The organism is Vibrio sp. WZ-1 (genome assembly GCF_052037695.1).
In the GTDB taxonomy this organism is placed as follows: Bacteria; Pseudomonadota; Gammaproteobacteria; order Enterobacterales; family Vibrionaceae; genus Vibrio.
In genome coordinates, this window is sequence record NZ_JBQEQR010000085.1 from 69,094 (window position 1) to 94,769 (window position 25,676).

The window sequence follows — 25,676 nt, forward strand, 5'->3', positions numbered from 1 at the left end:
TATCCTCAAACCTATAGTTTTGCTCGCTATATCCGATATATTTAACCGATCACCATTTAAATTATTTTTAGCACACAGACTGAGCTTTTTATGCATCAAAACTATAAGCGTCTATTAGCTGCACTAATGCTGATGGGCGTGACTCAGACATCGTCAGTGGTACAGGCTGAAGCAATTCGACTTGTCGGCCCCTCTGGTGAAGTGCAAGCTGCTCCGAGCTACGCAGAGCAGATAGAAAGAGCGCTTCCAGCGACTCCAGAAAATTTACAGCCTTCACGTTTTTACGGCCCTACAGGTCAAAATGAGACGTTATGGTCTATTGCGACTAAGTTAAGGCCATCAAACTCAGTTTCTGTTCAGCAAACGCTACTTGCCATTTATCGTATCAACCCTCAAGCGTTTGAGAACCAGAATATTCACCTCTTGGAACCTGGTAGCCGTTTAAGAGTGCCATCACTTGAGCAAACTCGGATTGCGACAACCGCACAAGCAGCGGCTGTAATGAAGGCGCATCAGGCAAAGCTAAATCAAGCGACACAACCTAAACCTGTTGAACCTAAGCCTGAACCTGTACGCCAAGTTCAAGCAAAGCCAGAACCTCAAACTACTGCGCCGAAGATTAACGTGGTTCAACCTGCGGAAGTGCAGGTTGCAGAGAAACCGCTTCCTAAAGTGGAAACTTCACCTCAGGGAGAGCAACAGGTATCGGCATTAAAAGAGAAGCTGCAAGTATCTCAAGGCGAGCTAGAGTCGCTCGAAGAAAAGAATCACCATTTGAGATTGATGCTTTCTGAAGTTCAAACTGAAGTAGATTCTTTAAAAACTGAATTAAACGATGAAGAGCGTATTCGCTCAGAAGTTGAAAAGTTACTCGCTGAAGAACGCCAACGAGTTGCCGAACAACAAAGAATGCAGCCGAGCACATTAGACAAAATCTTATCTAATGGTTGGTTAGTTGGCCTTGCTGCATTGATTCCGGGTGCACTGATTGCCTTGTTGATTGTTATGTTGTTGGGACGTCGTTCTGCTGCTAAAGAAGAAGCGGCTGAAACTGAAACGCCTACACCAGAAATGGCAGCCGCACCACTGGCTATTGGTGACTCCATTGATGAGCTTGATGAAGAGCTAAGCCTAGATGATGATCTCTTTGGTGATGATAGTGACCATGATGAGCTGTTCTCTGATGACAGCGATCAAGAAGATGACGTCTTTGCAAGTTTGGACGATGACGATCTTGACTTCAACCTGGAAGGGGAAGATGGAGAAGATCCATTCGCTGGTATTGGTGATGATGGCGACCTTGATGTTGGCTTAGATGACTTTGATTCGTCGGCCAATGGAATCAGCGTTAATGGTGAAGAAAAAGCTCTTGGTCTTGAAGAGATGGAGCGTGCTCTGGATGAGGTCTCTCCAGAGTTAGATTTAGATGATAGCAGTTCAGATGATGACTCTGCCTTCGATTTATCTGATGAACCGTTAGAGACAGGTTTATCGATGTCTGAAGATGAGTTCTCAGAGCTACTATCTGCTGATGAGCCTACAGAAGAACTCGAAGCTGGGGCGTTAGATCAGTCAATGCTAGATGACTTGTTCTCTGGACTTGCAGAAGAAGATGACGCTCCGATTGAAGACAGTTCTCCAAGTGAAGTAAACGAAAATGCGTTTGGCGCTGGAATGGCTTCTGATGATGACATCGATCAGCTATTAGCACAGTATGAGCAACCAGCAGAAGACGTTGAAGAAGCTAAATCAACAGCGAACGATGAGTTTGATTTGAGTGAAGACAGCGATGCATCTGCTTTACTTGATGAGTTGCTTGGTGAAGATGATGGCAGTTCACTTTCAGAACTAGATCCGCTTGAAGAGCTCGAAGAACTTGCGGGCTACGATGAAGAACATATTGATGAAAGTAGCACTGATCTCCTCGATGAACTGATTGATTTAGACGAGGATGATAGTGAAGACTTCGATCCTCTGAATGAATTAGAGCAACTGTCAGGTTTTGATAATGATTCAGATGCTTTGGAGTTGGATGAAAATAGTACCGAATTGCTCGATGAGTTATTAGATTCGGATGCTGATGAACTTCTTGAGGAAGGCTTAGAATCAGATAAAGACGCATTTGATGAGCTTATCGGTCAAGATGATGTAGAGGACAATGAAGATGAACTATTGTCGTCACTTGGCTTTGAGGAACTTCTGGCAGAGCAGTCGCCAGCGGTTGAAGAAAACTCTTCTCATCTAGATACTGATTTTGATATTGATGCACTAGTTGCAGAGCAGCAAGAGCAAGCTTCTCAAGCTGAAGATGAACCATCAATACAGGTTGAGGAAGAGCGCAGTTTTGACCGCAATCAGTTTGTTGGTGATTTGGAAGAGATTTCACCTAAAGGTGATGCTTTACTTAACGAGTTGGCTGAAGTAGAAGCTCAAGATGAACCTGAGCAAGATCAAGTTGATTTTGCTAGGGAGCTTGATTCTCTGCTGGATACTGAATCGAATAACGAATCAGTTCAGGAAGGGGTGACGGATCTTGAGTCACAAGAAGACGCGGAAACTGCCGTTGACGTTGAACCAACTCTTGAAGCTGGGCCATCGCCATTAGATTTGCCAGAATCTGTAGTTGATGAAGCTATTGATTCTGAATTTGAAGAACCTACAGCAACGCCAACACCAAATACATCTCCGAATGAGTTCGGTGTTCCTCAGGAGGAAGATTGGCTTTTTGAGGAAGAACCATCAGAGCCAGAAGTTGCTGCTCAACCAGAACAACCAGTTGCGGAAGCAGAAGAGTTCAACTTTGATGAGCTAGATCTCCCAGAGTTTGGTGAAGAAGACGCGATGGCATCAATGGCTGAAGAGCCAGCAGAGCCGGAAGTGGCAGCTCAACCAGAGCAGCCAGTTGTCGAAGATGAAGAGTTCAACTTCGATGAGCTAGATCTCCCAGAGTTTGGTGAAGAAGATGCATTGGCATCAATGGTTGAAGAGCCATCAGAGCCAGAAGCGGCGTCTCAACCAGAACAACCAGTTGCGGAAGCAGAGGTGTTCAACTTTGATGAGCTAGAACTCCCAGAGTTTGGTGAAGAAGATGCATTGGCGTCAATGGCTGAAGAGCCATCAGAGCCAGAAGCTGTGTCTAAACCAGAACAGCCTATTGCGGAAGCAGAAGAGTTCAACTTCGATGAGCTAGAACTCCCAGAGTTTGGTGAAGAAGACGCATTGGCATCAATGGCTGATGAGCCATCAGAGCCAGAAGCGGCATCTCAACCAGAACAACCAGCTGCGGAAGCAGAAGAGTTCAACTTCGATGAGCTAGAACTCCCAGAATTTGGCGAAGAAGACGCGATGGCATCGGTGGCTGATGAGCCATCAGAGCCAGAAGCGGCATCTCAACCAGAACAACCAGTTGCGCAAGCAGAAGAGTTCAACTTCGATGAGCTAGATTTCCCAGAGTTTGGTGAAGAAGACGCGATGGCATCAATGGCTGAGGAGCCATCAGAGCCAGAAGCGGCGTCTCAACCAGAACAACCAGTTGCGGAAGCAGAAGAGTTCAACTTCGATGAGTTAGAACTCCCAGAGTTTGGTGAAGAAGATGCATTGGCGTCAATGGCTGATGAGCCATCAGAGCCAGAAGCGGCGTCTCAACTAGAACAAACAGTTGCGGAAGCAGAAGAGTTCAACTTCGATGAGCTAGATCTCCCAGAGTTTGGTGAAGAAGACGCATTGGCCTCAGTGGCTGAAGAACCATCAGAGCCAGAAGTTGCTGCTCAACCAGAACAACCAGTTAGTGAAGTCGAAGAGCAATCCGAACAGGATGCATTATTTGATATGTTTGCTCAGCCAAGCGAAACAATAATGCCGGAGTACTCAGCGTCATCCGAACCAGAAATTTCTGATTTTGATGAAGCCGCAATGGCGAATTTACTTTCTGAAGACAGTACGGATTCGGAAACCTTCGATACTGATTTGGACAGTGACACCATAGCAAGCGCTGGTATGGATATTGAAGCGATGCTTGACGTCGGTGATGATTGGGATGGCTTTAAACTTTCTCCTGAAACTGAGAACAGTCCTCGGGGAGAGGATGTTCCAGAAGATGAACGCGAAGTTTGGAGTTCATCAGAGGCTCTTACACAACCAAAAATCACAGAAGAAAACTGGGGTGAGCAAGAAGACCTTACCGATTTTGACCCTAAGAATAATCAGTTCATGACGATTGATGAATTGATGGCTCAAGTGGATAAAGATGGTGGTGAATTTGAAGAACAAGATCTCAAACTTGATGTTGGTCTGAACGAATTCCCTGATGTGATTGGTGATAATGGTGATGTCGACGTAGATAGTAACGCAGAGGCGGCAGGTAAGCTTGACCTTGCAAAAATCTACCTAGAGATGAATGACCCGCAAGGTGCGGTGAAACTGTTAGAGGAAGCCATTGTTTACGGTGAAGATGATATTCGCCGCGAAGCGAAAGGGCTCATTGACGCCATCAACGGTCGATAAACAAAAAATGGGTAGCAAACGCTGCCCATTTTTGTATCTGGAAGGACTTACGTATATACTTCCCGCCCCATTTTAGAGTTCGAAGGTTAAAATGAGAATCGCATTAGGTATCGAATATAACGGTACAAATTACTTTGGTTGGCAACGCCAAAGAGAAGTGAAAAGTGTCCAAGAAGAGCTAGAAAAAGCACTCTCTGTTGTCGCGAACCACCCTGTAGAAGTGCAGTGTGCTGGTCGCACAGATGCTGGTGTGCACGGCACTGGTCAAGTTGTTCACTTTGACACCAACGTAAGTCGAAAAATGGTTGCTTGGACAATGGGCGCAAATGCGAACATGCCAAGTGATATTGCTGTCCGCTGGGCGGTAGAAGTACCTGACGACTTCCATGCACGATTCTCAGCGACTGCGCGTCGTTACCGTTACATCATCTTCAATCACGCATTGCGTCCAGGCATCTTAAATTCAGGTGTGAGCCATTATCATGGTGAGTTAGATGAGAAAAAAATGCATGAAGCAGGGCAGTACTTGCTCGGTGAGAATGACTTCAGTTCGTTCCGTGCTGCACACTGTCAATCACTAAGCCCTTGCCGCAACATGATGCACCTCAATGTGACTCGCCATGGTGATTATGTTGTTATCGACATTAAAGCGAATGCTTTTGTTCATCACATGGTTCGCAACATAACGGGTAGCTTGATTAAAGTGGGCCGTGGCGAAGAAAAGCCAGAGTGGATCAAGTCACTTTTAGAAGCGAAAGATCGCAAGTTAGCTGGAGCAACGGCGAAAGCAGAAGGCTTGTATTTGGTAGATGTGGACTATCCAGAAGAGTTTGGATTACCAAGAGTGCCGATCGGTCCGTTATTTTTGCCAGATAATTTGAACTAAATTCACGAACTTAATTCAAAATATCGGTACTTTAGAAGAGATAATAGCGATAACGATTGTTGCGTTACCTGTATCAAAAATAGGTACAACCAGTTTTTTATCTACAGTCGCGGCAAGATATGTTTTAATCCGTCCGTAATATTCCGAATTTATATCTTTCGCAATGAAGCGGAAGAGTTGAGAGAAAAGGTCTTCCATGAGTTGGCTTGAAAAGATTTTAGAGAAAAGCAACCTTGTAAGTTCACGTAAAGCTTCTATCCCTGAAGGCGTGTGGACTAAATGTACATCTTGTGAGCAGGTGCTATACCATGCTGAACTAGAACGTAACCTAGAAGTTTGTCCTAAGTGTAACCACCATATGCGCATGAAAGCGCGTCGTCGTTTGGAAACTTTCCTAGACGAAGGTGAACGCGTTGAACTAGGTACAGAGTTCGAGCCACAAGATAAACTGAAGTTTAAAGATTCAAAGCGCTACAAAGAACGCATCTCTGCCGCTCAAAAGAACAGTGGTGAGAAAGATGCTTTAGTTGTTATGCAGGGTGAACTGCTTGGCATGCCATTAGTAGCGTGTGCGTTTGAATTCTCCTTCATGGGTGGTTCAATGGGTTCAGTTGTTGGCGCTCGCTTTGTAAAAGCGGTAGATGCTGCAATTGAAAACAACTGTGCACTTGTTTGTTTCTCTGCAAGTGGTGGTGCGCGTATGCAAGAGGCGCTGATGTCTCTAATGCAAATGGCGAAAACCAGTGCAGCACTTGAGCGCCTTTCTGAGAAAGGTCTGCCATTCATCTCTGTACTTACAGATCCAACAATGGGTGGTGTATCAGCAAGTTTGGCGATGCTAGGTGATATTAACATTGGTGAGCCTAAAGCACTTATCGGCTTTGCAGGACGTCGTGTAATCGAACAGACAGTTCGTGAAGATCTTCCTGAAGGCTTCCAACGCAGTGAGTTCCTTCTGGAGCACGGTGCGATTGATATGATCGTTGACCGCCGTGAAATGCGTCAGCGTGTGGGTGGTCTAGTGGCTAAGCTAACTAACCACAAATCTCCTATGGTGGTTTCGGTTAACGAATCTCCAAATGAAGAGCCATATTCTGTACCAGAAGCGGACGAAAAAGGGTAAAGTATCAACTAACATAAAAACCAAAGAAATTAATGGTTAAAGTTAGATGACCCAAAACTCTATTCCTCAAGCCACATCCCCTCTAGCGGTGTGGCTTGATTATTTAACAAAACTCCACACTTCAGCAATCGACCTTGGCTTAGACCGCGTTCAAGCGGTAGCACAAAAAGCCAACCTTACTAAACCAGCTCCTACTGTAATTACTGTTGCCGGCACGAATGGCAAGGGTTCAACCTGTGCGTTGATGGAAGCTATTCTATTAGATGCAGGCTACTCAGTCGGTGTGTACAGCTCGCCACACCTTATTCGCTACAACGAACGTGTTCGTATTAACGGAGTCGATGCAGAAGACAGCAAGCACTGTGCAGCGTTTGACTACGTTGAGCAACAACGTGGCGACATTAGCCTAAGCTTGTTTGAATTCGGTACGTTAGCCGCTCTTCGAATTTTTCAAGTAGAGAAGGTGGATGTGGTTTTACTAGAAGTTGGCCTTGGTGGCCGCTTGGATGCGACCAACGTGGTTGATCATGATGTTTCTGTTATTACTAGCTTGGCCATTGACCATGTCGACTGGTTGGGTGATGACATTAATGTGATTGGTTTCGAGAAAGCGGGTATTTACCGTCCAGGTAAACCTGCTATTTGTGGTCAACCAACGCCACCAGCATCTGTTGCTGCACATGCAGATGACATTGGTGCAGATTTCTTCCAAGTTGGTATTCAGTTCGATTACCAGCTGACAGAGAATGGCTGGAAGTGGAGTAGTGGCGCATTCGGTCTTGATGATCTTCCTGTTCCTTCTCTACCTTTGCCAAACGCAGCCACTGCTTTAATGGCGCTTGGTGCTTCAGAATTGCAAATCACTGACATTAACATTGTTAATGGCTTGAATAATGCGCGCTTAGCTGGCCGAATGCAGGTTCTGCAGACCAGTCCTGAAATCGTACTTGATGTTGCGCATAACCCTCATTCAGCGGAATACTTAGTTGAGAAGGTGAAACGCAAATATGCAAATAAAAACATCCACGTTGTGGTTGCTATGCTGCATGATAAAGACATCAAGGCAACAATCGAAGCGTTAAGCTCAATTGCAACGCAATGGTATCCAGCATCGCTAACTGGCCCACGTGCGGCAACAGCAGATGAACTGTGCCAATACTTACCCCAAGGTCAAGTCCAGTTCCAAACACCAGTAGAGGCTTTTGAGAGTGCAAAAACTCACGCGGCTCAAGACGATGTCATTTTGGTGGTTGGCTCATTCCATACCGTGGGTGAAGTATTGGAGCATTGGCAATCAAATAATGAGTAATCAAAGGTAATTTGATGGCAAGTAAATTCCAGAGTCGTTTAGTCGGCACCATCATTCTAGTCGCAGTAGGGGTTATCGTTCTTCCTGACGTACTAGATGGGAAGAAACTCCACTATAAAGAGGAGTTTGCCAGCATTCCTATTAAGCCTGAACTTGATAGCGATGTGGAAAACTTCGAAATATTGAAACCTGTTGAAGATGATATTTCGCTGCCTGACTCCCCAGTGACGGCAACCGTGAATGATTCAGAAGCAGTTGAAGTCGTTGTCACTGAGCCCAAGCAACAGACAGTAAAGCAGTCAGAAGAAACGAAACAACCTGAACAGGTTGAAGTCGCGGTTCGTCCGATTGAAGAAAAAAATCAATATGAAGATTCAGCTTGGATCATTCAGTTGATGGCTCTGAAAAATCATGAGAATGCAGTTGCGCTAGTAGAAGATTTACAGAAGCGTGGTTACCAGGCTCATGTGAAAAAAGAGAATACCTTTACTCGAGTGATTGTTGGTCCTGATGTATCAAAAAGTAAACTTGAACGACAGGTCAAGGAATTGCAAAAAATTACAGGCTCAAAAGGTCAATTGCTTAAATTTAAGCCATTAAATCCATAAGAAAACGTTTGCGTCAGCATTTTTTCTGTTAAAATGCGCGCCAACTTAAGATGAAGAAAACATGAATTGGTTAGATTTTGTCATTTTAGGTGTGATCGGGTTTTCAGCTCTGATCAGTTTAGTTCGCGGTTTTGCTAAAGAAGCTTTGTCTTTGGTGATTTGGTTCGGAGCATTTTTTATCTCCAGTAACTACTACGCCAAATTGGCGGTGTATTTCACCAACATCGAAGATGAAATGTTTCGAAACGGAGCCGCAATTGCGGCGTTATTCGTCGCAACCTTAGTGGTTGGTGCAGTGGTGAATTACGTCATTGGTCAACTGGTACAAAAAACAGGACTATCCGGCACCGATCGAATTCTCGGTGTAGTGTTTGGTGGTTTACGTGGAGTACTGATTGTTTCTGCGGTGCTGTTTTTTATGGATGCGTTTACTGCATTCCCAAGCTCGGATTGGTGGAAAGAGTCACAGTTGGTCCCTGAGTTCAGCCGTATCATCGCCCCATTCTTCGAGCACTTACAAGCAACATCAAGTTTTTTGTCTGGCACTATCTAGTAGTGCCAGCTACTGTCGCAAATCGAGGATTAGGACATGTGTGGTATTGTTGGAATCGTGGGCACAACGCCTGTAAACCAGTCTATTTATGACGCGTTAACGGTGTTACAGCATCGTGGCCAAGATGCCGCTGGTATTTGTACCATAGAAAGCAATCGTTTTCGTCTGCGTAAGGCGAACGGTTTAGTGAAGGATGTGTTTGAAGCAAAACACATGCAACGCTTGCAAGGTGAGGTGGGTATTGGACATGTGCGTTACCCAACCGCAGGCAGTTCAAGTGCCTCAGAAGCTCAACCTTTCTACGTAAACTCTCCTTTCGGTATTACACTTGCCCACAACGGGAACCTGACTAACGCGCACGAAGTTCGTCAGAAACTGTTTGAAAAAGATCGCCGCCACATCAACACCACTTCAGATTCAGAAGTGTTACTGAATGTGCTTGCTCATGAAATCGACACAGTGAAAGGTAACGTCACTTCAGAAGACGTGTTCCGCGCTGTAACTAACGTACATCGTACTATCCGAGGCGCATATGCGGTAGCGGCCATGATTATTGGTCATGGTATGATTGCTTTTCGTGACCCACATGGGATTCGTCCGCTTTGTCTCGGTAAGCGCGAAGATAATGGCAAAACAGAATACATGGTGGCATCAGAGTCAGTCGCGTTAGATGCGGTTGGTTTTGATTTTGTACGCGACGTAGCGCCAGGTGAAGCAATTTATGCGACCTTCGATGGTGAATTGTTTACTAAGCAGTGTGCTGATAATCCAAAGCTTAACCCATGTATTTTTGAGTTTGTTTATTTCGCTCGTCCAGATTCATTTATCGATAAAATTTCTGTTTACAGCGCACGCGTTGAAATGGGTAAAAAATTAGGTGAACGAATTAGTGAAGACTACGCGGATCTCGATATCGATGTGGTTATCCCAATTCCAGAAACGTCTTGCGATATTGCGCTGCAAATTGCTCAAGCGATCGACAAGCCATACCGTCAAGGTTTCGTGAAAAACCGTTATGTCGGCCGTACTTTCATCATGCCGGGCCAACAGCAACGTAAGAAATCAGTGCGCCGTAAACTGAATGCGATTCGCTCTGAGTTTAAAGGCAAAAACGTGCTGCTAGTTGACGACTCTATCGTCCGTGGTACTACGTCTGAGCAGATCATCGAGATGGCTCGTGACTCAGGGGCAAACAAAGTGTTTATGGTTTCAGCGGCTCCTGAAGTGCGCTTCCCTAACGTCTATGGTATTGACATGCCAAGTGCGACTGAACTGATTGCTCATGGTCGTGATAACGAAACTATCTGTAAGCAAATTGGTGCGGATGCGCTTATCTACCAGCGTCTTGATGATTTAGTTGAGGCGGTTGGTTTAGGTAACCAAGATATTGCTCAGTTCGATACCTCAGTATTTAATGGCGAATACGTTACCGGTGACATCGACCAGCAATATTTGGATTTCTTAGATGGTATGCGTAATGACGATGCGAAGACAGAACGCGAAATTCAACAAGATTTGGCAAACCTTGAACTGCATAATGAAGGCGCATAATTAGCGACTTCTTAAGAAATAAAAAACCAGAGCTAAGGCTCTGGTTTTTTTATGGTTTTTAACTTAGTGAATGTTGTAAGCAATCACGAAATCAATGAACAGACGCACCTTTTCAGGCAGGTGATCTTTGTGGTTGTAAAGCATGTAGATGTCACGTGGGTTTGCGCTCCAATCTGGCAATACACGAACCAAATCACCACGTTCAATAAATTCTTTGATCATCACGTCAGGCATTAGGGTAATCCCAAGACTGTCTGAACAAGCGCTACGAACAACATTTAGAGCGTTAGCTTGGAAGCGACCTCGCTCGATATTAACGACAGATTCACCCTTGCTGTTGATCAGCGTCCACTTAAGAAGAGGGTGTCCCTTAAGTAGTGAATGATTACTGAGTTCTTCTGCATGAGTTGGAGCTGGGTTTGCAGATAAATAATCAGGGCTAGCAACTAAAATGTCTTTAACTTCGCCGATCTTACGTGCAATTAAACTTGAATCACGTTGAGGACCTACGCGGAAAATGACATCCCATTCCGTCGGATCAAGTTGATCGGCGTTACTTTCAGTCGTTAGTTCAATATTGATATCTGGATACTGGCGCATAAAACCATTGAACATCGGCATCATCATACGCTTGGTCAGATTATAAGGTGCAGATATTTTTATCTTTCCAGACGCACCACGACATTCGTCGGTGATCTCTTCAGCAGCAGAAGTGAGGCGTTGAAGAAGGGGAGAACACTCATGATAAAAACGCTCTCCAGCTTCTGTTAGAGAGAGCTTTCGCGCATGGCGGTTTAACAGTCGCAAGTTAACCGAATCTTCTAGCGCCTGAATACGTCGGGTGATGGTTGCCACCGGAATCATGGTTTTACGCGAAGTTGCGGTATAGCTCCCATTTTCGACAACTAATCGAAACAAGTTCAAATCATCTAATTTCATATTTCCAGACACTTTAAATTACCGTTTTTGGCTAATTTATAATTAACTTTGTGATCAAAGTTTGCTTCAAGTCAACATGTTGCATCATTTCAACACAGGAGACATAGCTGAGTAAATACTGATAAAACATGCAATATTTGTATAAAACTCATTTTAAGGCTACGGTTTATAACAAGGTGAAAGGGCCTGATGTCTTGCTGCGCAACGTTTCGTAAGACGTAAATATAACAAAAATAATGACTTATTAATTTGTTTTTTGACTGAGCTTTGTGAGGTGTAAAGGTATGTATAAGACTCACAGTCAAACAGCAATAGCCTCGGCGCAAGAAGCGGTTACTCAGAAACTGATCATGTTAGTGGACGACGATCCGATTTTTCGCAAAGTGACTAGTGCTTATTTGGAAAGTCAGGGATTCAAGGTAGTAGAAGCTGAAAACGGACTAGATGCACTGCAACAACTTCGAAGTAACGATCCCGACGTCATATTATGTGATTTGTCGATGCCAGTGCTCGATGGTATTGAGTTCGTCGAAGAGGTTAGTTTAGAGTATCCATCGCTGCCCCTGATAGTTGTGTCAGCTACCAACGAGATGTCAGATGTTGCGAAGGCACTAAGGTTTGGTATTAAAGATTTTCTACCTAAACCTATTAGTAATTATGAACACCTCTTTCAAGCCGTTGAAAATACTTTAGAGGATTCTGATTGTCATTTTTCAGAGCAGCGTGATTTTTCAAGCCAATGGTTCCGAGTCGATGATGGCGGTGAGATGCCCGATGAACAGGAGTTGCATTGGCACTTAGAGTATCTACAAAACAATCCAAGTGCAGCTCGTGATCTGTTGCATGCATTGTTGCCAGAAAAAGATACCACCCAAGGCGATTGGAAGTGTTCTTACCGATTACTGCAATCCACAGACGTTATGCCTTTGGTATTTGATTATCGATGGTTGATGAATGGTCAGTTTGCGTTCTATCTGGTGGATTCTGCTTCTCAGACTGAGAGAGGGGTTGCAACAACCTTGCTTATTCGAGCTTTGTTTGATGATTACCTGAGGAATCTGAAGAGCTTTAGTGCTGATCTCAAAGACCTTGTCGAGATTATTGAGAAGGGCATTCAGTGCTCAGATTGTGCCGCTCCAGTCAATGCGGTATTTGGTGTGGCGGATCTGGCCTCTTCTTCAATATCGATACTACCAGCAGGCTTAGATAGCCAATGGATCAATGGCAATATGAATCATCATGTGCCAGCTGGATTAAGTTTAGGTGAAGGAAGCGTGAAGAACTTTATTACCAGAGATTTAGCTATTAATACCAATGGTCAGCTGTCCATTGGTTGTATTGGCTCTTCTAGTTTTAGTCTTAGCATCATTCAGATGAGTCGGCTTATTTAGTTGTGGCAGTGTATTTATACTGAAGCGGCGCATTGCGCCGTTTTTTGTTGGTTCGTATCCGGCTTCTCATACTTTAAACCCTTACTTTTTGTCGGTGTTTAGCGTTTGCTGTTTAAGGTATAGTCAGCGCTTAAAACAATAATGACCCATTTGCGCAACGATAATTTAACGAGGCGTAATTGGGAGAAGTAAAGTCAACTAGTGAGAAGAAGCCCATGGCAGACAAAGAATTTAAAGAGCCTTATAATGTTTTTTACTTTTTAGGTTTCATTGCAGTCCTTTTGATCCCAACTCTACCTGCAACGTTAACCTGGCTGCGCGTAATGAACGGTTACGCAGGTTTTTAATTAAACGATTGTTTATCGGAGTCCACCATTCGTATTAAGCGTTACTTATTCAATATTGCAGGTGGACTCTGCATGATACTTGGCATTGCTGGTATCGTTCTCCCCTTACTCCCGACCACACCTTTTATCCTTTTAGCGAGTGCCTGCTTTTTACGTGGTAGCCCTGCATTTCATCATTGGCTCCACGAGCATAAAACCTTCGGTACAATGTTAGAAAACTGGCATAAACACAGAGCGGTAACTCGGAAAGTTAAGCAACGTGGTGCGTTATTTATCGTACTCAGCTTTACCGTATCAATTCTGGTTGCTCCCATCATCTGGGTAAAAATTGCGCTTTTAGTGATGCTAATCGTTTTACTGAGTTGGTTTATGCGTCTACCTGTGACTGAGCTTGTTGCTGACAGAGAAGAAAATCACTAAGATTGTAGGGAATAGTGTGCCCGCTCTTCGAGTGGGCGTTTGTATTTTCAGCGCTTGTGTTTTTTAGAAAATAAACACACAGCGATGAAAACCTATTGTTGATTGCCCTCATAATATTGTGATTAGAACAGAGGGTGATGAGCCAATCTAAGTAAACCGGTATTATGACTACAGAAACAATTTCACTGATCAAATCTAGCATCAAAAGCATTCAAGACTACCCAAAACCAGGTATCCTTTTCCGCGACGTAACTAGCCTTCTTGAAGACGCAACAGCGTACCAAGCAACGATTAACCTATTGGTTGAGCGTTACAAAGACATGGGCTTTACTAAAGTTGTGGGTACAGAAGCTCGTGGTTTCCTATTCGGCGCTCCTTTAGCGCTAGAGTTAGGCGTGGGTTTTGTTCCTGTGCGTAAGCCTGGCAAACTGCCTCGCCCAACGGTAGCTCAATCTTATGAGCTTGAGTACGGTGTCGATACGCTAGAGATTCATACTGATGCAATCGTAGAAGGCGACAAAGTACTGGTTGTTGACGATCTGCTAGCGACTGGTGGCACAATTGAAGCAACAACGAAACTTATCCGTCAGCTAGGCGGTGAGTTAGAGCATGCTGCATTCGTTATCAACCTACCAGAAATCGGTGGTGACAAGCGTCTTGAAGGCCTAGGTCTAAACGTTTACAGCATTTGTGAGTTTGAAGGACACTAATACATTCAATGAGTTATTTAGCTTTAGCGCGAAAATGGCGTCCTAATAAGTTTGACCAAGTCGTAGGCCAGAACCATGTCCTGACGGCTTTGGAGAACGCGTTAGCGCAAAATCGCTTACACCATGCGTACTTATTTAGCGGCACACGAGGCGTTGGTAAAACGTCAATTGGCCGACTGTTTGCTAAGGGTCTGAACTGTGAGACAGGTATTACCGCTAACCCGTGTGGAGAGTGTGATACTTGTCGTGAGATTGATGAAGGTCGTTTTGTTGACCTATTAGAGATTGACGCAGCTTCTCGCACTAAAGTTGAAGACACTCGTGAACTATTAGACAACGTTCAATACAAACCCGCTCGCGGACGTTTTAAAGTGTACCTCATCGATGAGGTACACATGCTTTCGCGTCACTCTTTCAATGCGCTGTTAAAAACGTTGGAAGAGCCGCCTGAGTATGTGAAGTTCTTGTTGGCGACAACGGATCCTCAAAAACTGCCAGTGACGATTTTGTCGCGTTGTTTGCAGTTCCACCTAAAGCCAATCAGTGTTGATGAGATTCATCAGCAACTTGACCATATTCTGGAAAAAGAACAAGTCTCTGCAGAAGCAAGAGCACTTGGCATGATCTCGCACGCTGCAGATGGCAGTATGCGCGATGCATTAAGCTTAACTGATCAAGCGATTGCCCTCGGTAACGGTACGATTGAGACCGATATCGTGAGCCACATGCTTGGGACAATTGATACTGACCAAGCGATTCACTTACTTGAGTCGATCAGCAGTAAGCAACCTCAACAGGCGATGGATAAAATCCAACAACTTGCATCAAACGGTGTGGAGTGGGATGGATTGTTACAACAACTGGCATCGCAGCTTCATCGTGTCGCGATGTATCAAGCCCTGCCATCGACCTTGGATCAGGCTCAACCTGATGCCGAAAAAATCGAATTATTAAGTAAAGCTCTGACACCGCAAGATGTGCAGCTTTACTACCAAATTGCGTTGAAAGGCCGTGAAGATCTGACGTTGTCACCAAATGGTCGCGTCGGTATGGAAATGATTGTATTGCGCATGATGGCATTTCGCCCATCAGCGAGTAATGGCGCAAACGTGATTTCTACATCATCACAGCCACAAGTTGTGCCAGCTGCGAGTACGAGTCAGCCAAAAGGAGCTCTGCAGCAGTCCTCTCAACAGCCACCATCGCACCAACAAGCGTCAGTCGCTCAAGCGCCCGTGCAGCAAACGCAAAGCCGCCCGATGACATCGGCACCGCAGCAACAAGCGGTATCTCAGCCAACGAGCCAGCCTGCGCCACACAATCCAAATGCGATGAACGAAGCGCCACAGTACCAGCCTGAATATCAGGGTGGTTACGACATGGTACCACCACAATATGATATGGCTCCGCCAGTGAGTGAGAACCCTGCACCAACGCAGCAAGCTCCTCAACAGCCTCAAGAGAGTGCACCGGCACCAGCTCGTGGCAACTTGAGTGGCCTGCGCCATCAATTGCGTTCACAGCGTCAAGGACAGCAGCAACAAGCGCCTGGACAAAGTGGTGGCCCAAAAAAGTCTAACGCGACATCTGCACAAAAAGAATCGGTCATTGATCGTCTAGCGCAATTGCATGGCAATTCCGCGCCGGTGTCGCCTAAATCAGATCCTCAAGCTGAAAAACAAGCACCAGAGGATGACGCGTACCGTTGGCGTCCAACGAAACCCGTTGAGAAGAAAGCCAACACGCAGTTGACACCTACGCAGCTCAAGCAAGCGCTAGAACATGAAAAGACGCCAGAGATGGCGCAGAAACTGGTTGATGAATCGCTAGAGAAAAGCGAATGGGCGAGCTTAATTAGCCAAATGGATACACCGAAATTGGTAGAACAATTGGCATTAAACTCGCATTTCAACAAAGAAGGCTCGACAGTTTCGCTACAATTAAGAGATAGTCAGGCGCACTTGAACACTGACAGATCACAGAGTGAGCTTCTTAAGGCGCTAAACGATGTGTTAGGCGAAGAGTGTCATTTAAGTATTGATGTAAGTGACAATGGCGAGACCCCTCTTGAGTTGAGAGACAGACTCTACCAAGAAAAATTACAACAAGCTCTGATCAGCTTAGAAAACGATCCGCATGTCCAGTTCATCGAACGTCGATTTGCTGCAGAGCTTGATAAAGATAGTGTTAGACCTATCTAAAATTTGAACGGAATGGGGTTGAAAACGTGATGTGAAAACCCCATTAACAGATGCAACACCTAATTAAACCAGAGAGATAAACATGTTTGGTAAAGGCGGTATGGGCAACCTAATGAAGCAAGCCCAGCAAATGCAAGATCGCATGCAAAAGCTTCAAGAAGAAATCGCGAATATGGAAGTAACTGGCGAGTCTGGTGCTGGTCTAGTTAAAGTTACGATCACTGGTAGTCACAGTGTGCGTCGTGTAGATATTGACGAAAGTTTGATGGAAGACGACAAAGAGATGCTAGAAGATCTTATTGCTGCAGCATTCAACGATGCAGCACGTCGCGTTGAAGAGACTCAAAAAGAGAAAATGGCTTCTGTAACTGGCGGTATGCAACTACCACCAGGCATGAAAATGCCATTCTAATCTGCTGAATTTTAATTAAGCGGATTTTTAATGCGTACCAGCCATATGCTGGAACAATTGATGGAGGCCTTACGTTGTCTACCTGGGGTTGGCCCTAAGTCGGCACAACGTATGGCCTTTCATTTGTTACAGCGTGATAGAAAAGGCGGTTTGCAGCTCGCAGACGCGCTGAGTCAGTCAATGACAGAAATTGGTCATTGCACCGAGTGCCGCACTTTTACTGAAGAAGAAGTTTGTCATATCTGTACTAACCCAAAACGCCAAGAAAACGGCCAAATTTGTGTAGTAGAGAGCCCAGCAGACATCGCCGCAGTAGAAGCTACAGGGCAATACTCGGGTCGATACTTCGTACTGATGGGGCATTTATCACCACTGGATGGTATTGGTCCAAGTGATATTGGTCTTGATGTATTGGATTACCGCCTGCGTCGTGGTGATGTTTCTGAAGTGATTCTTGCCACCAACCCTACGGTGGAAGGGGAAGCAACAGCACATTACATTGCAGAGTTGTGTAAAGAACACCAAGTGGATGCAAGCCGTATTGCACATGGTGTGCCAGTGGGTGGCGAGCTTGAGCTCGTGGACGGGACAACCTTGTCACACTCATTGTTGGGTCGACATAAGATTTAATAAAAAAGCCGCTGAGTTCAGCGGCTTTTTTGATCTTGCGGTTAGAGAACCAATTAATCGTTTGATTCTTTACCAAGAAGATTCTTGTAGATAAGAGCACCTAGAATACCACCAACGATTGGTGCTACCCAGAATAGCCATAGTTGAGACACAGCCCAGTCACCAACAAACACCGCAACAGCAGTACTACGTGCTGGGTTAACCGATGTGTTTGTCACAGGAATGCTGATTAGGTGAATCAGCGTTAAACATAGACCGATAGCAATAGGCGCAAACCCTTGAGGTGCACGTTTGTCAGTTGCACCCATGATCACGATCAGGAACATCATCGTCATTACAACTTCTGTTACCAACGCAGCAACCATAGAATACTGACCAGGGGAATGCGTCCCGTAACCATTGGCGGCAAAACCAGAACCGACAACATCAAATCCTGCTTGGCCTGTTGCGATAACATAAAGTACGCCACCTGCAATAACACCACCGACAACTTGAGCAATGATGTAAGGTACAACGTCTTTCGTATCGAAGCGACCACCAGCCCATAAACCAATAGTAACCGCAGGGTTTAAGTGGCAACCAGAGATATGGCCGATAGCAAATGCCATCGTAAGGACGGTCAAGCCGAAAGCAAAAGAAACACCTAATAGGCCGATGCCCACGTCAGGAAAGCCTGCGGCCAGCACAGCGCTGCCACAACCACCAAGCACCAACCAAAAAGAACCAAACACCTCTGCCATGTATTTATTCATATTGTTTCCTATGTCGGATTGAGATTACCCGCTGAACATAGTCGAGAATTGTCAGAAAAGTGTGAGTTGAAACACGGAAATTAAGCGAATTGCGCGATTTGCATAAAATCGTCTCAGATATGAAACAGAATAATTGCGAAAGGGGAGGTGCGAAAATTGAGATGAAAACCTCGGCTACCACATAGATAAAATGATAACCGAGGTGAGAGGAGTCGTTAGCTAAAAGCGATAAACGGTGAGATACACAGCAAAATACCCGTTGCAATGATTAGGTATAACGAAGCGCCCTTGTACTTGTGTAGAGAAGGTACTTGATACACTAGGTAAGCTGGGATTAAACAACCAATCAGACCGAAGATAGGGCTACATACTGAAGTAAAACTCAATACAGGTAAGTTCAGTACAATAGCGCCCCATGCCATCAGAATTGCGAATAAGATGATGCCTTTTGTCACAAGTTCTTTGTTGATTTGTTCTTCAGGCATCACTTTTTTTAGTGCGAGCATTGCTAGGCCTTGGCAAGAATCACGGAAACCAAGGTAGACACCAAAGAATGCTGTCATCACAGAGAAGATGTTCAACATCAGGCTAAGAAGTTTCAACGTCGTGCCGTCCATTCCTTGAGCTACCATCGCAAGTGCAGAGATATTCTCATTTGCTGCACGAACTGCTTGTTCATGAGACATCGCTAACGTGAACGAAATCGCGTAGAAAAACACAGTAACAAACAAAATGCCAAAAGCGATATTCATGGCACGCATCGCTTTAAAACGGGCAACTTCAATGGATTTTTCTTTCGAACGGTAAGAAATTACCATTGGGCTTAAACTTTGAATGAACAGAATAGAGGTTAGGGTGAAAGGCAGTAGCTCAATGGCGTCTTTCAATCCAGCACCCGCTGTAGGGACGCTACCTAAATTCGCTACATCCCATTTTTCTACCATCATGAAGCCAAGCAGGGCAACAGTACATAGCTTGATCAACACCAATCCAGTACTGACTTTGAATAGGATCTTTTCTCCACGAGACGCGATCGCCACCAAAGCGCAAACCAATGCTAGACCATACAACGGGTTTTCCGACAACAGCCCCTCTGTGATACCAAAGCTGTGTAGGAAAGAGGCTGAGTCATTATTGATTGCCGTCGAGTATACGAATACCCAGATCACCAACATGATGAAGTAGAGCACCCCTAATAATGCGCCCCATTTATTACCAAGGTAGCCAGAGATAACACCTGCATAGTCTTGGCATTTCGGAGACGTAGAAAGTGTGTTAATAAAAAGACGTTGGAATAAGTACATCGCGGGATAACCAATCACCGCTGAGGCAAGGAATACCCAAATACCGAGTACGCCCACCTTTACTGGAAGAAAAACAATACCAGCACCGATTGCCATGCCGATACTCATGATTACCCAACCCCAGTCAGTGCTATCAAATTTGGTTGCCGCTTTCCATTGCTCTAGAGTCATGCCAGCTTTAACGTGAGGTGGCTCTTTAGTTATTGGAAGAGTTTGTGTAGGTACAGTAACGCTCATTGTCGTTTTCTCTTTGTTAGTATGAATTTTTCTCAAATCTATTTGAGAAAAACTTTAACAACAAATTTTTTGTGGAATATTCAGATGATTTTGAGATCTCGGCAAAAATACTCAATAAAATCTGAATTAAGATCGATTTGTGTGATCTTGGGTGGTTGTTTTGCTCATATTTAGTTGAAAGAATGACGATGAAATGAAAGCTAACGTTGAGTTTTCTAGATAAAACTAAAAATTATGTGAGGATTGAGATGAAAGAATTGATTGCTTCAGAGCACGCTCCCGCTGCTATTGGCCCTTATTCACATGGCACCGCTTACGGTGACCTGATTTTTACTTCAGGTCAGCTCCCGGTTGATAGTACAACCAGCAACGTTGTTGAAGGTGGCATTACCGCGCAGAGTCATCAATCTCTGACTAACTTGAAACACGTACTAGAAGCAGGTGGTGGCAGCATTGACACTGTTTTGAAAACGACGTGTTACCTAGCGAACATCAGTGACTTTGCTGAATTCAATAAAGTTTATGCAGAGTTCTTTCATAAAGATTGCCCTGCGCGTAGCTGCTTTGCGGTAAAAGACCTTCCGCTAGGCGTCTTGATTGAAGTTGAAGCGATTGCTTGCAAAAAGTAGTACGGAGAAAGAAGCATGAATCAGCAATGGAACCAATATATCCAGATCATTAAGCAAGTTGTGAAGCCTGCTCTCGGATGTACCGAACCCATTGCTGCTGCATATGCGGCAGCAGTTGCAAAGCGTGAGCTTGGAAACCAGACCCCAGAGAGGATTGAAGTCCGTGTCTCTGACAATTTATTTAAAAACTCGATGGGAGTTTATGTTCCCGGAACCGGGAAAATTGGTCTCAAGATCGCAGCGTCAGTTGGTGCATTGGCAGGTGACCCTAATGCAGAACTTGAGGTACTTGCCAAAATCAATCAAGACGATGTCACTGCTGCCCAGCAACTGATCGACGAGGAACGAGTCAGTGTTGCTCGTATCGATACACAAGAATTTATTTTTTGTAGCGTGACCATGGCCGCTGGAGACGATACTGTTTCTGTGACCATCAGTGGCGGACACACTAACATTATTCAGATCTCACGAAATGGTGAAGTGACATTTGATACACCGCCGCAGCAACGCATCGCGACGGGTTCTGTGTGTGAAGGTGTTGATATTTCCATTCAGCAAATTTATGACTTTGCGCTTCAAGCGCCTTTTGATGACATCAAGTTCATCTTACAAGCCGCAGAGTTGAATAGCTCTTTAGCACAAGAAGGGATTGATCGTGGTTACGGTTTGGAAATTGGAAGAACGCTTAAAGGCAATATCGAGCAAGGTTTGCTTGGGAATGACTTGATGAGCCGAATTCAGATGATGACTTCTGCGGCATCGGATGCACGAATGGGTGGGGCAACATTACCAGCGATGAGCAATTTTGGTAGTGGAAACCAAGGGATCGCCGCGACGGTTCCCGTAGTGATTGCAGCAGAAGCGTTCCAAAGTAATGACGAGCAATTAGCACGTGCGCTGATCATGAGTCATTTGGGTGCGATTTATATTAAATCCTACTACCCACCGTTGTCTGCTTTCTGTGGTAACACCGTAACCAGCGCGGCGGCATCCATGGCGTTAGTGTATTTGTCGGGTGGTTCGTTTGAACAATCTTGCTACGCGATTCAGAACGTTATCAGTGATAGTTCAGGCATGGTGTGCGATGGTGCTAAATCATCATGCGCGATGAAAGTCTGCACTTCTTCAACCACAGCGGTGCGCTCATATTTGATGGCGATGGGTAACCACAGCGTGAAGAATCAAGGTATAGTAGGCGACGAAGTTGAACAAACAATAAGAAACGTCGGTTCAATGGTTAGACTTGGTATGCCGTATACTGATAAATCTATTATCGATATCATGTCGGCCTAGCCTCAACGTTTTGCTAAGGGAAGTAACATTGCAGCTTAAGAAACTCACCAAAAGTGATTTAGATATTTTGAATTCAATGAAGAACGTTGTCGACGGTATTGCACGCATGTACGGTGAGCATACTGAAGTCGTTCTTCACAGCCTAGATTCGGAAGCGCCGGAGATCATCAAAATCGCCAATGGCCATGTTACCGAACGTGGAGAAGGAGCTCCGATTACTAACTTAGCAAGAATGAAACTACTTGAAGGCAACGATGTTTCAGATTCGTACGTCACCAAAACTGCGAGTGGAAAAACCCTGCATTCAATCACCACCATCGTCCGCAACCCAAAAAACAAACCAATAGGATTGTTGTGTATTAACGTGGACATGGATGTGCCTATGCAGGATTTTTTAAGATCGATCATGCCTACTCAACAAAATGATTGTTGTGCAGGGAATGCTCGTTCACCAGAAACTTTTGCGCGCAACATTGATGAAACCATCATCAGTACTATTGACACAGTGCAATCGGAAGTGTGGGCGAATGAGGCGATCTCCCCGTCAAAACGTAACCGTGAGTTGGTGACGCGTTTACAGGGCTTGGGAATTTTCAAATACAAAGATGCGGTATTGATGGTGGCAAATCATCTCGGGATTTCACGCGATACGATTTACCTTTACCTTAGAGAACTTGGCAGTAATGATTAAGTCAGTTGCTCGAGCTCTGTAATATTGCAGATCGCTTCCTGATTGGTTTTGCCACACACGACTGGGCAAGGTTTAAAGTCATGGCAAACTTTTGGGCGTTCTGGTTTCCCAAACAGCTTACATAGGTTGTCGTCATTCAATTGAATACAACGCTCTCCCGCAGGTTTGCCTTTTGGCATCCCCGGAATAGGAGAAGAGATACTTGGTGCGATACAACACGCTCCACAACCCAATCGACATTCCATTTATAAGCCCTCGTAAAAATAAGGGGGCATTATGGACATTTCTCGCCAGATTGGAAGAGGTGTGCGTAAATTCCTATCCATAAGGTCACCTGGCTAAATACGAACAAATCTTACTCAATGATCCTATCACTCCAGTAAGGCCGTAAAACTTGAATTTTGCCGTTCAGAGGGGTATAAAACGCTCCCAATTCAATCCCATTCAGTAATAAGTAGTAAGCGTATGAGCACTCCATTTTGGCAAAGTAAATCGTTAGAACACATGACAGAAGAAGAATGGGAATCTCTCTGTGATGGATGCGGCAAGTGTTGCCTGCACAAGCTAATGGATGAAGATACGGATGAAATCTACTACACCAACGTGGCGTGTAGCTGGCTAAACAGCAAAACTTGTTCGTGCAAAGATTACCCGAATCGCTTCACTTCGGGTGAAGAGTGCACCAAGCTAACCCGTGAAGACATTGATGATTTCACATGGCTACCACACACTTGTGCGTACCGCTTGTTGGCAGAAAACCAACCACTGCCAGAGTGGCACCCACTGATCACTGGTTCTAAGTCCGAGATGCATGCTGCTGGGGAAAGTGTGAGAAATAAAGTGGTGTATGAGATTGATGTGGTGGACTGGGAAGACCACATTTTGAACCACCCAAATCGTTCGTAACCAAACTTAAACGAGCCTCTCAACAAAATGAGAGGCTTGTTGTTATCGGGTAAGGTAAAAGGGGCTTAGCCTCTCAAGAAGCGATTGTAGACAAACAATAGGACAAAAGCCCCCAGTGTCGCTGTAATGATACTGCCGATATTGATTCCATCTGCACCACCAAGGCCGACAAAACTACCTAAAAAACCGCCAACGAATGCCCCTGCGATACCAAGTAGCATTGTTGCAATCCAGCCGCCACCATCTTTACCTGGCATTAACCATTTTGCTAACGCACCAGCAATCAAGCCAAGAATAATCCACGATATAACGCCCATAATTTTCCCTTACATAAGTTGAAGTTACACGTATACGACTAAATCATAGTTCATTCCATTTAAGCGGGATGGGGAATATTTTGAAGCTGCGCTATGAACTTTGACATATGTGTAACGAAATGCTGTTCGACATTTAAAGTCGTGTTGTAAACTTAAGAACTATAATTTCAGGTGTTTAAGTCTCTTTGAGTAACTATTGAACTCTTAGAACGGAATCACTTTTTTGAATGAGGTAATAATGGCGTTTCTATCCCCCCTAAAAATGCGTTTCGCTTCCTTGTTATTTATTTTGACCATTGTTATGGCTTCTATGAGCACCTTTATTGTGCAAGCAACAGAAAGTGAGACCGAAGCCCCGACGGTATCAGCTGCGGAACAAGCGATTGATAGCATCAACACAGACATCATCGACTTGTCTGAAACTCTGAAACAAGCTAGCGGTGATGAGCGTGATGCGCTGCAACTTCAGCTTTTTCAGAAAAATGAAGAGTTAAGAAGCCGATTAGCCACCGCCATCGATCACAAATCAATTCCTCATAGCCAATTACTTGATTTGGTTAGAACTCAAGAAAAGTACTCTGTGGGCGCAACGGCCTATTTAGATGAAAAAATCAAAGTGCTATTGGCGGAAATTAATAAAGCTAAGGACGAAGATAAGCTATCTCTGATTAATAGCTATCGAGAGTTGCAGCAATATCTTGATGCAAGCTATGACTCAAGCTGGCAAAACCTGACTTGGTTGAAAAAACTCGATATCCAAGATCAAGATGCGGAGTTAGAGCTTAAGGAAAGTATCGACAAACGAATGCGCTTACTTTCGGCTTCGATTGAATACTTGAATCAACAAAGTGGTGTCGTTGCCTCTCAGCTGTCTTCAAGCCCAGAGTCAGAAAAAGCATCGCTCCAACTAAGCCAGTTAATCCTTAAACAGAGACTCGGTATTGCAACGGACAGCTTGCGAAAACTGATTTCCATTGGTGATAAAGTTGGTTTAGAAACCTCTGAATATAAGCGTCAGATTTTCGAAGTGACAGGGAGCATCACCCATGATCTTCTTAATTCAAAAGTCATTCTGTCTATCCTGAGCCATTGGTCGAACTCTGCGGTAGATTGGTTCGCGGAGAACGCGCCTCAACATATCTTCCAGCTGTTCGTATTTGTGCTAATTCTTATTATTGCACGTGCCTTAGCCAAGCTAACTCGCAAAGTTGTGAGTAAAACAGTGGCTTCAAAAAACCTAAAACTCTCTCACCTAATGCAAGACTTCTTTATCTCAATGTCAGGTAAAGCGGTTTGGGTGATTGGTATCATGGTTGGTTTGTCTCAAATCGGTTTGAACCTAGCGCCAATTTTGACGGGTTTTGGTATCGCTGGTGTGATTATCGGTTTTGCGTTGCAAGATACGTTGTCGAACTTTGCGGCAGGTATGATGTTATTGATTTACCGACCGTTTGATGTTGGCGATTTTGTTTATGCTGGTGGAGTAGATGGTAAGGTAAGCCATATGAGCTTAGTAAATACCACAATTCGTACCTTCGATAACCAAATTATTATCGTACCAAACAGCAAAATTTGGGGGGATGTAATTAAAAACGTCACCCATGAGCGTATTCGTCGTGTTGATATGATTTTTGGCATCGGCTATGCCGATGATCTGCTTAAAGCAGAAGAAGTGCTAAACGATATTGTTACGTCGCACCCTTCGGTCCTTCGTTCTCCTGAACCTAATATCAAGGTACACACGTTAAATACATCTTCAGTAGATTTCATTGTTCGCCCTTGGGTAAAAACCGATGATTACTGGGATGTATATTGGGATGTAACCAAGGAAGTGAAACTGCGCTTCGATCGCGAAGGTATTTCTATTCCTTTCCCACAACAAGATGTGCACTTACACATGGTGGATAAGAAAGAAGCTTAGACATACCGAACAAACAAAACAAAGGCACTCAATTGAGTGCCTT

At 44.6% G+C, this 25,676-nt stretch carries 24 protein-coding genes; 19 read left to right on the top strand and 5 right to left on the bottom strand.

The features are described from left to right. Positions 1-90 precede the first annotated feature (90 nt). From ACTS60_RS21035 to purF, 7 genes are all read left to right on the top strand, one after another. Positions 91-4,503: a FimV/HubP family polar landmark protein gene (locus tag ACTS60_RS21035; RefSeq protein WP_440889843.1), complete on the top strand. Its 4,413-nt coding sequence runs from the start codon at positions 91-93 to the stop codon at positions 4,501-4,503. A 91-nt stretch (positions 4,504-4,594) separates the two neighbouring features. Continuing rightward, on the top strand, positions 4,595-5,389 hold the full coding sequence (gene truA / locus ACTS60_RS21040; protein ID WP_440889844.1) for a tRNA pseudouridine(38-40) synthase TruA: 795 nt from the start codon (positions 4,595-4,597) through the stop codon (positions 5,387-5,389). A 196-nt stretch (positions 5,390-5,585) separates the two neighbouring features. Continuing rightward, on the top strand, positions 5,586-6,512 hold the full coding sequence (gene accD / locus ACTS60_RS21045; RefSeq protein WP_038887054.1) for an acetyl-CoA carboxylase, carboxyltransferase subunit beta: 927 nt from the start codon (positions 5,586-5,588) through the stop codon (positions 6,510-6,512). A gap of 46 nt (positions 6,513-6,558) precedes the next feature. After that, positions 6,559-7,821 (top strand): bifunctional tetrahydrofolate synthase/dihydrofolate synthase, encoded by a 1,263-nt coding sequence (gene folC, locus ACTS60_RS21050; RefSeq protein WP_440889845.1) that lies wholly within the window; start codon positions 6,559-6,561, stop codon positions 7,819-7,821. Positions 7,822-7,835: 14 nt separating this feature from the next. Further along, entirely contained in the window at positions 7,836-8,429 is a 594-nt protein-coding gene (locus ACTS60_RS21055; RefSeq protein WP_440889846.1) for an SPOR domain-containing protein, read from the top strand. A 61-nt stretch (positions 8,430-8,490) separates the two neighbouring features. Continuing rightward, a complete protein-coding gene (locus tag ACTS60_RS21060) occupies positions 8,491-8,982 on the top strand; it encodes a CvpA family protein (RefSeq protein WP_009842584.1) in 492 nt (163 codons plus the stop codon). Between the two features lie 36 nt (positions 8,983-9,018). Continuing rightward, positions 9,019-10,533: an amidophosphoribosyltransferase gene (gene purF / locus ACTS60_RS21065; RefSeq protein ID WP_440889847.1), complete on the top strand. Its 1,515-nt coding sequence runs from the start codon at positions 9,019-9,021 to the stop codon at positions 10,531-10,533. 63 nt (positions 10,534-10,596) lie between these two features. On the opposite strand, the gene ACTS60_RS21070 is transcribed toward purF, so the two are convergent. Then, on the bottom strand, positions 10,597-11,472 hold the full coding sequence (locus ACTS60_RS21070; RefSeq protein WP_440889848.1) for a LysR family transcriptional regulator: 876 nt from the start codon (positions 11,470-11,472) through the stop codon (positions 10,597-10,599). A gap of 284 nt (positions 11,473-11,756) precedes the next feature. Here ACTS60_RS21070 and ACTS60_RS21075 point away from each other — a divergent pair, with 284 nt between their 5' ends. The 7 genes from ACTS60_RS21075 (at position 11,757) to recR (ending at position 17,583) form a co-directional block, all read left to right on the top strand. After that, positions 11,757-12,863 carry a response regulator gene (locus ACTS60_RS21075; protein WP_440889849.1) on the top strand — a complete coding sequence of 369 codons (1,107 nt, stop codon included), beginning with the start codon at positions 11,757-11,759 and terminating at the stop codon, positions 12,861-12,863. Between the two features lie 215 nt (positions 12,864-13,078). Further along, positions 13,079-13,210 carry a hypothetical protein gene (locus ACTS60_RS21080; RefSeq protein WP_010449509.1) on the top strand — a complete coding sequence of 44 codons (132 nt, stop codon included), beginning with the start codon at positions 13,079-13,081 and terminating at the stop codon, positions 13,208-13,210. A gap of 33 nt (positions 13,211-13,243) precedes the next feature. After that, positions 13,244-13,630, top strand: coding sequence for a YbaN family protein (locus tag ACTS60_RS21085; RefSeq protein ID WP_440890149.1), 387 nt, complete (start codon positions 13,244-13,246; stop codon positions 13,628-13,630). 164 nt (positions 13,631-13,794) lie between these two features. Further along, on the top strand, positions 13,795-14,340 hold the full coding sequence (gene apt / locus ACTS60_RS21090; protein WP_045385826.1) for an adenine phosphoribosyltransferase: 546 nt from the start codon (positions 13,795-13,797) through the stop codon (positions 14,338-14,340). A gap of 8 nt (positions 14,341-14,348) precedes the next feature. Then, positions 14,349-16,541 carry a DNA polymerase III subunit gamma/tau gene (gene dnaX / locus ACTS60_RS21095; RefSeq protein WP_440889850.1) on the top strand — a complete coding sequence of 731 codons (2,193 nt, stop codon included), beginning with the start codon at positions 14,349-14,351 and terminating at the stop codon, positions 16,539-16,541. Positions 16,542-16,623: 82 nt separating this feature from the next. Further along, positions 16,624-16,953: a YbaB/EbfC family nucleoid-associated protein gene (locus ACTS60_RS21100; RefSeq protein ID WP_005380618.1), complete on the top strand. Its 330-nt coding sequence runs from the start codon at positions 16,624-16,626 to the stop codon at positions 16,951-16,953. Positions 16,954-16,983: 30 nt separating this feature from the next. After that, complete coding sequence (recR, locus tag ACTS60_RS21105; protein ID WP_010449502.1) at positions 16,984-17,583, top strand: recombination mediator RecR; 600 nt, start codon at positions 16,984-16,986, stop codon at positions 17,581-17,583. A gap of 53 nt (positions 17,584-17,636) precedes the next feature. Here recR and aqpZ read toward each other — a convergent pair whose 3' ends face one another. Then, entirely contained in the window at positions 17,637-18,335 is a 699-nt protein-coding gene (gene aqpZ, locus ACTS60_RS21110) for an aquaporin Z (protein ID WP_440889851.1), read from the bottom strand. A gap of 215 nt (positions 18,336-18,550) precedes the next feature. After that, positions 18,551-19,810, bottom strand: a complete 1,260-nt coding sequence (locus ACTS60_RS21115) for an amino acid permease (protein ID WP_440890150.1) — start codon at positions 19,808-19,810, stop codon at positions 18,551-18,553. Between the two features lie 314 nt (positions 19,811-20,124). Here ACTS60_RS21115 and ACTS60_RS21120 point away from each other — a divergent pair, with 314 nt between their 5' ends. From ACTS60_RS21120 to ACTS60_RS21130, 3 genes are read left to right on the top strand one after another with little or no spacing between them, the layout of a single operon-like run. After that, complete coding sequence (locus ACTS60_RS21120; RefSeq protein ID WP_440889852.1) at positions 20,125-20,505, top strand: RidA family protein; 381 nt, start codon at positions 20,125-20,127, stop codon at positions 20,503-20,505. Positions 20,506-20,520: 15 nt separating this feature from the next. After that, positions 20,521-21,798 carry an L-cysteine desulfidase family protein gene (locus tag ACTS60_RS21125; RefSeq protein WP_440889853.1) on the top strand — a complete coding sequence of 426 codons (1,278 nt, stop codon included), beginning with the start codon at positions 20,521-20,523 and terminating at the stop codon, positions 21,796-21,798. 28 nt (positions 21,799-21,826) lie between these two features. Then, a complete protein-coding gene (locus tag ACTS60_RS21130) occupies positions 21,827-22,489 on the top strand; it encodes a helix-turn-helix transcriptional regulator (protein ID WP_440889854.1) in 663 nt (220 codons plus the stop codon). Here ACTS60_RS21130 and ACTS60_RS21135 read toward each other — a convergent pair. Further along, positions 22,486-22,734, bottom strand: a complete 249-nt coding sequence (locus ACTS60_RS21135) for a YkgJ family cysteine cluster protein (RefSeq protein ID WP_440889855.1) — start codon at positions 22,732-22,734, stop codon at positions 22,486-22,488. The two genes, ACTS60_RS21130 and ACTS60_RS21135, sit on opposite strands and share 4 nt — an antisense overlap. A gap of 220 nt (positions 22,735-22,954) precedes the next feature. Between ACTS60_RS21135 and ACTS60_RS21140 the strand changes: the two genes are divergently transcribed. Next, positions 22,955-23,395, top strand: coding sequence for a YcgN family cysteine cluster protein (locus ACTS60_RS21140; protein ID WP_440889856.1), 441 nt, complete (start codon positions 22,955-22,957; stop codon positions 23,393-23,395). A 65-nt stretch (positions 23,396-23,460) separates the two neighbouring features. Here the strand turns inward: ACTS60_RS21140 and ACTS60_RS21145 are convergent, their stop codons facing one another. Continuing rightward, entirely contained in the window at positions 23,461-23,712 is a 252-nt protein-coding gene (locus ACTS60_RS21145; RefSeq protein WP_440889857.1) for a GlsB/YeaQ/YmgE family stress response membrane protein, read from the bottom strand. A 238-nt stretch (positions 23,713-23,950) separates the two neighbouring features. Here ACTS60_RS21145 and ACTS60_RS21150 point away from each other — a divergent pair, with 238 nt between their 5' ends. After that, positions 23,951-25,633, top strand: a complete 1,683-nt coding sequence (locus ACTS60_RS21150; protein ID WP_440889858.1) for a mechanosensitive ion channel domain-containing protein — start codon at positions 23,951-23,953, stop codon at positions 25,631-25,633. The last annotated feature ends 43 nt before the right edge of the window (positions 25,634-25,676 follow it).